Raw genomic sequence first — 12,443 nt, 5'->3', positions numbered from 1 at the left:
GCCTCCGTTATGAGAAACTTATCGTAGGGATTTTGGCGAGTTAGCTATCCCAATTTATCTTTTCCCTAAGGACCGATGAAGGTCTAAACCTTACAACCCTCCTGCCATCAAGCATCAAGTCATCCCCTGTCTGCGGATTCCTGCCCCTCCTTTCATTTTTCTCTTTCACAGAGAATTTCCCGAACCCGCTGATAAGAACATCCTCACCAGAAGCAAGGGTTCCTTTAATTTTTGCCAATAGGGATTCCAGAAGATGGGAGGCTTGTCCATTAGGAACGTCGAGCCTGTTACAGATCACGGATGAAAGATGAGCCTTGTTAACGGTCATGGAAAATCCCTCCCGGGGAAGATAGGTTCAATTTTCCAGAACAGCGGGAATGAACAGAAGATTATTCGTAGGAAATAGTAATAAAACCAAAATGTTGTACTTGTGAATTCATAGTATGGCATCCAGCGATTGTCAAGGCAGAAAGGGACTTCGTCACAAAAATAGAAATTTTACGATTAAGTTTAATAGGTTATATCCTTCTGCCCCGCTGCAGGATATGACTGGCCGCGGAGTGGCGCCCGAAAGGATAGGGTAGGGACGGGCACTTCCCGGAATCCTGAATTGTCAAAGGCCATTTGCATGGGCTGACAAAGTATGGTCTTGGCGCAAGGCTTGCCGCAGTTCCAGACATCCCCCTAATCGATCACCTCCGAGGCCTGCAATTTCCCGGGAAAGCTGACCATTGAAAGGTACCGGCAGCAGGAGACAAAAAAGCCTGAGACCTCTCCGCGCTATGGAGATCTCAGGCTGATTTGATTGTTGGCTATCCTGCAAAGGAAAAATTATCTGATCAAATTTGTTTGCTTTTTGTTTTGCCCTTTATTTGGCGACCCCGGGTCAATATTTTCAACAGGTTAACCTCAAAATATGGCGTAGGGTGTGATCGGACCCATTACCATAGATGATAGATACTTCCCATACTGATTCATTTAGTCTAAATCAGAATTAGCAATGCTAAGCCTTGGGTCCCATCCTATTTCTTCTCTGATTTTCGGTGGCTTCTCTCACATATTTCTGTTGATTAAATTCGACCATGAAATACGAGGTTGCCATACTCAATCGATTTCAGCTAATTTGTCCGCGCGATCACGCCAATCAGTTTGATTCGCCAACGATAAAATACGCCCCCACATTGACACGGGCTCAGCTTTCGCCGGGCTTCCCCCGTGTTTCCATGCCGGCGATTTCGGTAGTGCGGTGGGCGTGTGAGTTCATTATTTCAAACATAGATGCAGATGTGAATAGACCCAAAACAGACCCCGAACAGACCCCACTTATTATTGAATATGGGCGCAGAAAAATGTAGCAGAATTGTAGCAGACACACACCAAAACAGACACCAAACAGACCCACAACGAATACCTGCAAAGAAATGTAACAACTTAAAAACATTGAAAAAAGATCAATGGTTCCAATTCCTTACATAGCCCTTTTTAGGACTGAAAATCCCCGTGTCCCTGGTTCAATTCCTGGTCTCGGCACCAGTAAAAATAAGGGCTTACGGCCATGGCTGTAAGTCCTTTTTTTTGTAAACTCACTTTGGCACACTCCTGGTACGCTTTTATTCAGAAGGTATCCCTTTTAAGGACTGAAAAAACCGGCTCCCATTTCCGGCAACCGGCGTCCTTTAAGGAGTGGGCACCTGGCCTGTTTTGGCCTTTTATCTTTTGTCCATGGGGGAATTAAAGCGCATCCCTTCAAAAAACCATTTTCCTTTCAGCCTCTCTCTATTTGAAATCCGCGTTTTTCATTTGCCCGATCGCTTTTGTATCACTGAGTAAATGAGAACGCCGGTTCTGCCCGAAAGGGTATTCCTGAGAATCCCATTCCCCGATAGGGAGGGGCGGTCCGGGCGCTGTGTGGAACGGTGGCCGGAAAGGCGGAAGAAAAGCCAAGATTTTGTCCGGGAAGTATGATATAATTTTATAAAAATGTCAGGAAAGAGAGGGTTCCATATGCTTGAGATCAAAGATATTGTTTTTTCCGTACCGGATTCGAACGCTCCTGAAAAGGGAGCTCTGAAGACCATTATCGACCGGGTGAGCTACACCTTTGAGAAGGGGAAGTTTTATGCCATCACCGGCCCGAACGGGAGCGGCAAGACCACCCTCGCGAAACTGATAATGGGGGTATATAATGTGACTTCAGGATCTATTTTATTAGAGGGGAAGGACATCACACGACTCGGTATAACAGAGAGGGCCCGGTCAGGAATTGCCTACAGTTTCCAGCACCCGGCCCGGTTCAAGGGCACCACCTTCCGCGACCTTCTCTCCATCGCTGCGGGCACGGATGATGAGGATAAACTGCTGAAGATCGTGGCCCGTGTAGGGATCTGCTCCCTCGATTTTCTGGACAAGCCGGTGGATTCAAAATTGTCCGGCGGGGAGATCAAGAAGGTGGAACTGGCCACCACCATCGCCCGCAATCCCAGGGTCGCCATATATGACGAGCCTGATACGGGGATTGACCTCTGGACCATCGATCCGATGGTGCAGCTCCTGAAACGGGAGCAGGAGGCCTATGGGACCACCACCATTGTGGTCAGTCACAATCGGGCCTTCTTGTCGGCCGCGGATACCCTCCTCCTTATCAGGAAGGGAAGGATCGCCTATGCAGGGGATCTGGATGGGGCCTCCGCCCTCCTGAAGGACCTGAGCGCATGCGGATATGAAGAGATCTGTGAAGGAGAGACCGATGTTAGATGCTATCGATAAAGATCTGTTGAAGGCGGTTGCAGACCTGGAGGGGATTCCCAAAGGGGCCTACAATATTCGAAAGAACGGCGAGCTTCTGGGCCGGGAGGTGTCGGCCAATATTAATATCGAGGCCAATGAAGCAGGGTCCGGGATCATCGTCCGAATCAGGCCGGGCACGGTCAATGAATCGGTTCATATCCCCGTTATTGTAAGCCAGGCCGGTCTCCACGATGTGGTATACAACACCTTTATCATCGGAGAGGACTCGGATGTCACCATCGTTGCCGGGTGCGGGATCCATTGCGGCACTTCCAAGTCACAGGGGCACGAGGGAATCCATGAATTCCAGGTTAAAGAGGGCGCACGAGTCAAATACGTGGAGAAGCATGTGGCCTTGGGCGAAGGCAAGGGGAAGCGGGCACTGAGCCCGACCACAAAGGTCTATCTGGCCGAGGGCGCTTATGCGGAAATGGAGTTGAGCCAGCTCGGGGGGGTGGATGAGGCCGATCGGGTCAATACCGCGGAACTCTCTGCGGGAAGCTCCCTCCTTATCACCGAACGGGTCATGACCGACGGCAATCAAACCGCGGTGTCCCGAAATGAGATCATCCTGGCCGGTGAAAACAGCAAGTCCAACATGATTTCCCGGTCGGTCATCCGGGGGAATTCGAAGCAGGATTTTTATGCCACCATGGATGCCCGGGCCAAATGCTTCGGGCACATCGAATGCGATGCGATCCTCATGGAAAACGGCTCCAATGAAACGGTTCCCTCTCTGAAGGCCAGGCATCCGGATGCAGAACTCACCCACGAGGCCTCTATCGGGAAGATCGCGGATGACCAGTTGATGAAACTCATGAGCCTGGGGCTCACCTATGATGAGGCCGTGAACCGGATTATACAGGGATTCTTGAAGTGACCCTTTCCCATCTATTTCCCGGTGATGCCCCCCCCCAGGGGTGTGAAAGAAGATGAAATCGGTCATCCCGGAAAAGGCACGGCTCCTTCAAAGACTGAAGGAGGCCGATTTCAATGTGCCTGACTTCATCTATGTGCCGGCCTCGGATTTCAAAAATCGGACCTTCGCACATCTCGAGGCCTTCCTTGAAAGACATCGTGACTGCTTCAAGGTCATTGCGAGAAGCGGACATCACCAGGAAGAGCTGTTCAAGGGAGGGACCTTTGACTCCCTGGAAACCCACGGAGATCTGGCCGGCGTTGAATATGCCAGGAAGCGCATCATCAAACTCGCCCACACCAGGAGCCGGCTTTCCATCCTCAGACAACAGCGGTTCAACAAGGCCCCGGAGATCGATCTGGAGGAGATGGGCGTCATTGTCATGCCGTTTATCGAAGGCGCCAGCATCATGGCCAAAATGATGGGCGACCACTGGGAATTCGGCTACAGCGGCGACCGCATCCACAAGGTCCGGAGCGAACCCTACATCACCAAGACGCCCCATGACACGAGATTGCTGAATATATCGCAGTCCATTCAGGACCTTCTCGGTTTTCGATGTGAGATAGAGTACATTGTCTCGGTCGAAGGGGAGATATTTGTTGTTCAGGCAAAGGACATCTCCCGGGTTGAGATCCTGGAGATTATGGAAAGCAGGAGAACCGTCAAGCTGGACGGCATTCGAAGGATCCGCAAGCGCAGAAACTACCGTGAGCGTCCGGTATTTGTCATGGACAACCGGGCCTTTTACATCGATGTCATCGGCAGGTGCGAAGATCTGGGCCTCGCCTCGGGGCATACGAAAGCGGGGATCGATGATGTCATAGAGACCATCACCGCGTATAGGGCCTCACTGGAGCGTTTTGCACTGCAATACGAACGGTTCGCGGTCTTGGGGCTCCATGTGCGGCCCCCGTCCGATCTCTATCAGATCGCCAATCACTATATCGAAGAGACCCCGGATGCCCAGAAGGTTCTTACCAGGGCCCTCAACGATAATATGTATCAGATCGATTACTTCCTCTCAGAGGCCGATACCCTCATTGTCAAGGATAAGATCGGTATCAACCTGTGCAGTCATGACGCCTACGGCATCGATACGGTGAGATATCCCCTCTGGTTTGTATACTGGAACGTGGACAGAGACGATGAGGTCATCAGGGAATTCACCCAGCTCGGATTCAGGACAGGGGACATTATCGGAATTGACGTGGGATACGAAGAGCGGCCCAGGCTCTTCCGCGTGTAGCGCCGATCGCGTCTCGTTCCCGTGCGAATACCACGGGGAATGACCCGGTCGATTACCTGAGGCGGCCTGACAGCCGCGATCAAAAAGCCCTGCGCAACGCCCAGGAAGTTTTTGCGGGGTCTTTGCACCTTCATTCCTGCGAAGGCCGGAATCCAGTTCCCGTACTTGCGGGGATCGGGTCCGGTATGACGAAGATGTCGGTACTATTTCGAGACAGTTAATATCAAAAGAGTGGACGGTGCCCACGCTTTCTGGTATAGGGCGTCCAGACCTGGGTCGAAAGGAGAGACGCATGGAAGAAAAGAGCATTCAGGATTATTACGACGACGATTTCGCCATCTGTTACGGTTGCGGGAGACTGAATGAGCATGGTCACCATCTCAAGAGTTACTGGGACGGAGATGAAATCGTTTGTCATGTTCGTCCGGAACCGTATCATACGGGTGCGCAGAATTTTGTTTATGGCGGTCTGGTGGCGTCCTCCATGGATTGCCATGGGACCGGGGCGGCGGCTGCTGCCAAGCACAAACATGACGGGAAAAAGCTGGGAGTCGATAAAATGGCCCGGTTTGTCACCGCTTCTCTCCAGGTGGATTTCCTGGCGCCGGTGCCTATTGACGGCGTGATGGAGATTCGCGCCCGGATTGAAGAGATCAAGGGCCGGAAGGTGACAGTGGTCATGACCCTGACCGTCAATGACGTGTTGTGTGCCAAGGGAAAGATGATCGCTGTTCAGATACCGGATGATTATCTGGAGAAATATAATCCCCCCAGCAAGTAAAGACCAGGGCGCAGGCTGCCATACCCGCAGGATCGGACGCCTCAATAGCGAGGATATCGCTATTGCGGAGAGGCCGTAAGTTGCGTTGGCATTCTGTATCAGACGCTGAATCCTGAATCACGGAGTCGCTGTGTTACTGCTTTGAGATTTTCCCGTATCTCGTCCGGCCTGAGTTCCAGTGTAATCGTTCGATTGTATCCGATCCGGCTCAGATTCTTAAATATCCCCTCAACATCGATGATCCCTTTTCCCACCGGGAGATGAAGGTCGTCTTTTACTGAAGTTCCCCCGAGATTGTCGTGGAGGTGGATATGTTTGATCCTTTCGGGGAACTCCCGTATGATCTCAAAACTGGTGTTTCGAGCGGTAAGGAGTTGGGCGTGTCCCAGATCGAGCGTCAGGTTCAGGGACGGCAGGGCCTCGAAGATCCCGGATAAATGCGTTGCATTCTCGCTCAGGTTTTCGATACAGACCGTGATGTCTGAAGCATCGGCCCTGTTTAGGAGCCTTTTTAGAAACCCCACCTTATATGCGATGATATCAGGGCTCACAAAGCGGGGATCCACCCAGAGATGGATTGTCAGCAACCGCATGTTTAATTGAGGCATGATGGAGAGAATTTTCAAAAGTTTGGGCAGATAGACCGTCTCCAGGGTGTCCACGTTGTTCGGATCGCCTTCCCGGGGGCCATGGCACAAATAATAGATGCCCAACTTGTCCATGATCACCTGGTATTCACCGATGTGGCGTGGGAACTGCTCCGGGTCTGGGATAGAAATTTCAGCGAACTGAAGCCCCATGCGGTTAAGGGCGCTCACATCCGCCGGGCTGCGGGCCGTGCCCCCGAGGTGGATCCTATTCCTCCCTGTTTCGTCTTTTCCCAATTCCCTAATCCTTCAATTCCTCAATTATTCAATTCCCAACAACAGAACATCCCGTTTTCGTACACCACCACCGATTCGCCCGTGACAAGGTGGGCTGTGACGATTTTGTTATTGGTGTTTACCAGGTCCCAGTGGAGGGCGGAGTCGTTGAATCCCAGCTTCTCCTTCATCTCCTTGGTCAGTTCGGCCGGGTCCCCGTCATAGGTGTCCGAGTAGGAGGCGCCTACTGCCAGGTGGCAGTTCCCGTACCGGCCGCCATGGTTTTCATCGTAAAGGGTACTGGCCATAAATTTGTCTATCTTGGAAAAGCGCTTGTCCGTGAGGGAGAATTCGCCTACCCTGGATGCCCCCGTGTCCATTTTCAATTGCTTCCTGGTAAAGGCCTCCCCTTTCTTGGCCGTTGCCTCGGTCACGATGCCTTTCTTGAATACGAGCCGTACCCCTTCCACCAGATTGCCGCTCCGGAAAGAAGGCTGGTCGGCCATGTAGGTCCCCTCGGTCCCCCGCCAGTCAGGAGAGATAAAGAGTTCAAAGCTGGGGATATTATGCCCGGATACCCCGATCCACTGACGCTTTTCGCCGGGCCTTATTTTGAGATCAACTCCTTCGGATTTCACATGGTAGTAGTCAACGTCCAAGCTGTTTATCCATTTCTTGATGACTTGAGCTTCCTTGAACAGGCGCTTCCATTCCGCGACCGGATCGGGTTTGTCCAGGTAGCACGCCTTGATGATCTGGTTGGCATATTGCCTGAGCGAAAGGCCCGCCTTTTCCGCAAGGGCCTCGGTAGGCATCATGCAGAGGCTCCAGCCCAGCATGCCTTGGTCTTCCCTCTCGCGCATGATGTCGCGAAGCGGCTTCATGGCCACGGCATGGCGGCCGATCCGTTTGGGATCGATGTCAGCCAGGTGAGTAAGGGAGGTGGGGGAGTGAAGATAGATCCTTCCGTTGAGGTGCCGGTAGAGGTCTTCCTGCCAGGACCCCCTGAAGGCAAGCTGGCTGCTGCTGGCCTTTTCATAAAAATTGTGCTCCATATCGGGGGTCAGGCTCGAACGGATGACCGGGTTCATTCCGATGTCGAGAAGTTTTCCCTGAAGGATCTCTGCCAGCTGAACAGCCGGAAGATCAAACTGTACCAGTACCACATCTCCCTTTTTGAACTTGCCGTTCCTGGCTGTCTTCAACCCCCACAATAGTACATCCGCATATTTATCCAACTGTTTCCTGGTCAGCATGAAATATTCTCCTTTTTCTGATTCTTGTCTGCGGCGGCCCTGATCGCCGGCATCTCCAGCATGACGCTTCGAAGCTCCTTTCCGGGAAGTTGGGAGGAGACCATGCCATTGATGTATAACCCGAGCCCGAGGACCCTGCCGCCTCCGATGTCGAGGATTACATAACCGTTATCAAGCGGTATATCAACATGAATCTTATTTCCCTTTAAAAGGGTTTGCAACTGGATCCTGTCTATCTGCAGCGTTGCCCGGGTAGCCAGCCGGCCAAAGCTCTGGATAAACCGAGTGGTGGGCTTCACGAAATCGCCTACCTGTTGAAATGCCCTGAGCCCTGCCCTCGACACCTTTAGCCGTGAGACGGATGGAATAAACACCGTGTCTCTGATCAAAAACCAGCTTTTCTTTTTTCGAAGCAGCAGGTAATCGGCAAAATGAGCTGGTGACATGCCGAAACGATGCTCCAGGTATGCAAAAAGATATTGCCGGTCAGCTTCTCCGGCCAATCCCGGCCATGAAGAAGCCCACTGAATCGATGCGGTGGGGATAGAATCTGACCGCCTTTCCAAGTCGTTTGTCATATGTTTCACACTTCCATTCTGTCAACCCGGGATCAAGGTCGATACCTATGTCAATAGGAAACAGTTCCGCGTCCCGCTCATTTAACAAGCGGTCTACCACAGACTCATTCTCCCGGGGATTGTAGGTGCATGTGGAATAGAGTAGACGACCGTTTTCCTTGAGAAGGTCAAAGCCCCGAAAAAGGATCTTCTTCTGCAGGTCCGGGAGCATTTCCTTCCCCCTGACCTCCCGGTAACGGCTTGCTGTTTCCGTTTTCCTGAATTTTCCCTCGCAGGAACAGGGGACATCGGCCAACACAAAATCGAATCGGTGCTTTAATGGGAATTCCTGGGCCTGGTAGGCGGTTACCACCGCATTCAGAACGCCCATCCTGGCGAGGGTGTGTCCCAAGGCCGGGTGTCTGTTGGTATAAAGATCATTGGAAATGATCAGTCCGGTATTGTTCATAAGGTCTGCACAATGGCTGCTCTTTCCACCGGGGGCTGCGCACATGTCGAGCAGAGCGCAATGTTCTGAAGGAGAAAGCACCAGGGCGGCCATTGCAGAGGTAAGGGCCTGGGGGTGAATATAGCCGAGGAAGTACTCCAGCAGGTTTCCGGGCGAAGACAACCCGGGCGCGAGGCAGAGGGTGTCATATCTCTGGGATGCCCGGGTCAGGCAAACCCCTTTTTCTTCCAGTAATTGAATCAGCGTAGCGGGCTCGACCCTCAGTCGGTTGATTCTGATGTGAGTGGGAAGGGGCCTGCGCAGACTTTCCTGAAAAGAGGAAAAATCAGGGATAATATCGGTGTATTGTTCGAAAAGAGCGGTCATATCCTCGAATTCTCAAGATGCGGACTCATCGGACTGCAAACATAAAAGTATAAAAGAGCGGCGCTCTTTTGTCAATTCTTGGTTGTCTCGCTGGATATTCGGTGATATCCTGATTCTCGGGCTGCAGCACACCTGCATAACAGCCTGTACGAATGATTTGAATGGTCCATTAACATCTGGTGAATGGAACAATTCGGCAAAAGGAAGGAAGGCCTCATGATATGTGGGGGGTGCAACCCGCTCGGGCTGGTTTCATCTCTTCGAACGGTGAACAGGCTGGGGGGAGACATCAAGATCGCCGCTCTCCGGGATCAGGTGCGGCCGATCTTTGAATTGACGCGTTTATATCGTATCTTTGGGATTTATGAAGACAGGACGGCCGCCGCAATGAGTTTTTGATTGCAGTTATTTTTTCTTGAATATTGTCATAATACCGAGACCAACGCCGACAATGAGGAGTGTGAGGGTCCCGATCACGCCGATCATCCGGGCATGCCAGGCGCATTCCATCCAGTCCCATGGCTCCGGCAGATTACGGGCAAAGGTGGCCCAGATAATACTGATGATGCTGAGGATCACCGCAACCACTGCCTGCCAGCGTTTGACCCAATGAAATGCGATCCCCAGCAGGAACAGGCCGACCACTCCGCCCCCTGCAATCCCTGCCAGCTGCCAGCCGGTTTCGAGGGCGGTCTGAACCCGGATCATGGCCAGACCGGTGAGTGTTCCCAGGATGCCCCAGAAGATGGTGAACCCCCTGAGCATCCTGATGGATTCCTTTTCATCTGCGTCACGGTTCAGATATCTCTTGTAAAAGTCGAGGAGGGACAGGGTGGATACACAATTGAGGGACGAATCGATGCTGCTCATGGCCGCTGCAAAAATGGCAGCGACAATGAGGCCTCGAATTCCCACGGGGAACTGCGTTACGATAAAGTGGGGGTATATCTTATCGCCCGACAGCGGCCCTGCCAGTGAAGCAGGAAGGAGGCCGGGATGGACCGTGTAATAAGCGAATAGACCCGTGCCGATAAAGAGAAAAAGGGCGGAAACCGGTATGTAGGCGATGGTTGCGGTCCATACGGAGCGGGAGGCGTCTTTGATGGAGCGGGTGGCCTGGTAGCGCTGCACATAATTCTGGTCCACACCGAAGTTCCTGAAATTCTCTATAATGCCGTACAAGACCACCACCCAGGCGGTGGGCCTGATCAGGTCCAGATCCCAGCTTCCAAAAGAGAATTTATTGTGCTGCCGGGCAATGGAGAATACCTGCCCGGGACCTTCAGGCATGCCCGACAACAGGATGATTGCGGTGGCCACGGCGCCCCCGAAGAGGATAATCACCTGGATCACATCGGTCCAGATTACGGCCTCGATACCGCCCAGTACCGTATAGAAGGTGACACCGATACCGGTCATAATGATGATGGTTGCATATGACCACCCGGTCAGGTTATGGAGGACAATAGACACCAGAAAGAGGATCATGCCGATGCGGGCCAGGGAGCCCAACATGAAGCTGATGCTCCCGTAGACCCTGGCCCATGGGCCGAAACGCTGTTCCAGGTATTCATAGGCCGACACCTTCACCCGCGTCCGGTAGAGGGGGATGAAATAGAGGGTCGCTGCCAGGGCCGCAATCGGCAGGGTCAGGGAAAACACAAAGACATCCCAGTTAAAATTATACGCCTGGCCCGGATATGCCAGAAAGGTGATGCTGCTCACAAAGGTCCCCAGCATGGAAAGCCCCACGGCCCACCCGGGGAGTTTTCCATCGGCAACCATAAAACCTGCGGCGGTGCCGGCCTTCTTGCGGAAATAGGCCCCGAAGAGGATAATCCCTGCGAAATAGATGATCAGGATGACCTTGTCGATGGCAAGAAAATCTGTGTGCATCATAACCCTCCCGGGCGATTTGAGCTTGGAATGTATCTCAGGAGGGCCCGGGAGTCAATGGGTAGAAGGCGCGAGGCTCAAGGCGTGAGGCGCAAGGTGCAAGGCGTTAGGCGTGAAGGCTCTCGCAGCAACCGGCAACCCGCAGCGAGTGCCGTGAAACGATGACCCATAATAAAAAAGACAAACATATCGCCTACTTCATTTCGCCCCATGGGTTCGGGCATGCAGCCCGGGCATCGGCGGTCATGTGCGCTGTTCATGAATTGGATGTCACCCTACACTTCGACATTTTCACAACCGTCCCTTCCTGGTTTTTTGAGGATTCCCTCGTGGGCCCCTTCACCCATCACTGGGTCCTGACGGATATCGGACTCATACAGAAGACGCCTCTGTATGCGGATCTTGCAGGGACCGTGGAGCGGCTGGATCGGTTCATTCCCTTTGAAAAAGAGGGGATACGCAGACTGGCTCAGGAGATGGTCCGGATGAACTGCGGACTGGTTATCTGCGACATCGCCCCGATGGGCATCGCAGCGGCCCGGGCGGCCGGTATGCCGTCTCTGCTGGTGGAGAATTTTACCTGGGACTGGGTTTATGAGGAATATACGGGAGCCCACAGCGGTTTGAGCCGGCATGCGGACTATTTAGGGGAGCTGTTCAGCCAGGTGGATTACCACGTACAGACGGAACCTGTGTGTCGGCCCGATCCGGTGGACCTCACGGTCCCACCTGTCAGCCGAAGGGCGAGGAGCACCGGGAAAGAGGTCCGGCAGCGTCTGAATATACCGGATGGGGGCAAGATGGTGCTCGTAACAATGGGGGGGGTACCGGAAGATTACAAAGATATGAAGGAGTTGTGCCTGCCTAAAGATGTCTGGGTGGTGATTCCAGGGGCCGGGAGGTCGCTTGAGATGCGCGGCAACCTGATTATACTTCCCCATCGATCGGAATTTTTTCACCCGGATCTCGTTGCGGCGGCTGATGCGGTGGTGGGGAAGGTGGGCTACAGCACCCTGGCCGAAATCTATCACGGAGGGGTTCCCTTCGGATATATAAAGCGCAGGAATTTTCAGGAATCGGATATCCTGTCCGCGTACATAGCAGATCATATGAGCGGGCTTGCCATCGATGGGGAGACATTCCGAACAGGGGAATGGACCTCAAACATCCCCCGGTTGCTGAAGATGCCCCGTATTCGGAGAAACGGCCCGAATGGCGCCTCACAGATCGCTCAATTCGTGTATGGCCTGTTGAGGGGCGCTTTGGGATGAAGGTTTTTGCCGGATCCGACCAGATTGGA

11 protein-coding genes are annotated in these 12,443 nt (G+C 52.9%); 5 read left to right on the top strand and 6 right to left on the bottom strand.

From position 1 onward, the window contains the following. Positions 1 to 40: 40 nt before the first annotated feature. On the bottom strand, positions 41 to 328 hold the full coding sequence (locus tag K9N21_02260) for an integration host factor subunit alpha (GenBank protein MCF8142724.1): 288 nt from the start codon (positions 326 to 328) through the stop codon (positions 41 to 43). Between the two features lie 1,676 nt (positions 329 to 2,004). Between K9N21_02260 and K9N21_02255 the strand changes: the two genes are divergently transcribed. The 4 genes from K9N21_02255 (at position 2,005) to K9N21_02240 (ending at position 5,736) form a co-directional block, all read left to right on the top strand. Continuing rightward, a complete protein-coding gene (locus K9N21_02255) occupies positions 2,005 to 2,766 on the top strand; it encodes an ATP-binding cassette domain-containing protein (protein MCF8142723.1) in 762 nt (253 codons plus the stop codon). After that, entirely contained in the window at positions 2,747 to 3,667 is a 921-nt protein-coding gene (locus K9N21_02250; protein ID MCF8142722.1) for a SufD family Fe-S cluster assembly protein, read from the top strand. The genes K9N21_02255 and K9N21_02250 overlap by 20 nt, the downstream gene beginning before the upstream one ends. 52 nt (positions 3,668 to 3,719) lie before the next feature. Next, a complete protein-coding gene (locus K9N21_02245) occupies positions 3,720 to 4,955 on the top strand; it encodes a hypothetical protein (protein MCF8142721.1) in 1,236 nt (411 codons plus the stop codon). 292 nt (positions 4,956 to 5,247) lie between these two features. Continuing rightward, positions 5,248 to 5,736, top strand: coding sequence for a PaaI family thioesterase (locus tag K9N21_02240; protein ID MCF8142720.1), 489 nt, complete (start codon positions 5,248 to 5,250; stop codon positions 5,734 to 5,736). A 98-nt stretch (positions 5,737 to 5,834) separates the two neighbouring features. On the opposite strand, the gene K9N21_02235 is transcribed toward K9N21_02240, so the two are convergent. The 5 genes from K9N21_02235 to K9N21_02215 form a co-directional block, all read right to left on the bottom strand. Beyond that, on the bottom strand, positions 5,835 to 6,620 hold the full coding sequence (locus K9N21_02235; GenBank protein MCF8142719.1) for a sugar phosphate isomerase/epimerase: 786 nt from the start codon (positions 6,618 to 6,620) through the stop codon (positions 5,835 to 5,837). A gap of 20 nt (positions 6,621 to 6,640) precedes the next feature. After that, the gene (locus K9N21_02230; GenBank protein ID MCF8142718.1) at positions 6,641 to 7,855 is read right to left on the bottom strand and encodes an aminopeptidase; all 1,215 of its coding nucleotides are present in this window, start codon (positions 7,853 to 7,855) and stop codon (positions 6,641 to 6,643) included. Continuing rightward, on the bottom strand, positions 7,849 to 8,301 hold the full coding sequence (locus K9N21_02225; protein ID MCF8142717.1) for a hypothetical protein: 453 nt from the start codon (positions 8,299 to 8,301) through the stop codon (positions 7,849 to 7,851). The genes K9N21_02230 and K9N21_02225 overlap by 7 nt, the downstream gene beginning before the upstream one ends. 40 nt (positions 8,302 to 8,341) lie before the next feature. Next, positions 8,342 to 9,247, bottom strand: a complete 906-nt coding sequence (locus K9N21_02220; protein MCF8142716.1) for an RsmB/NOP family class I SAM-dependent RNA methyltransferase — start codon at positions 9,245 to 9,247, stop codon at positions 8,342 to 8,344. 405 nt (positions 9,248 to 9,652) lie between these two features. After that, positions 9,653 to 11,143: a sodium:solute symporter gene (locus tag K9N21_02215; GenBank protein MCF8142715.1), complete on the bottom strand. Its 1,491-nt coding sequence runs from the start codon at positions 11,141 to 11,143 to the stop codon at positions 9,653 to 9,655. Positions 11,144 to 11,304: 161 nt separating this feature from the next. On the opposite strand from K9N21_02215, the gene K9N21_02210 reads away from it, so the two are divergent. Further along, positions 11,305 to 12,414, top strand: coding sequence for a hypothetical protein (locus K9N21_02210; protein MCF8142714.1), 1,110 nt, complete (start codon positions 11,305 to 11,307; stop codon positions 12,412 to 12,414). Positions 12,415 to 12,443: the final 29 nt, after the last annotated feature.

Source organism: Deltaproteobacteria bacterium (assembly GCA_021737785.1).
Classification (GTDB): domain Bacteria; phylum Desulfobacterota; class DSM-4660; order Desulfatiglandales; family Desulfatiglandaceae; genus AUK324.
This window is presented reverse-complemented; position numbering and strand designations above follow the sequence as displayed.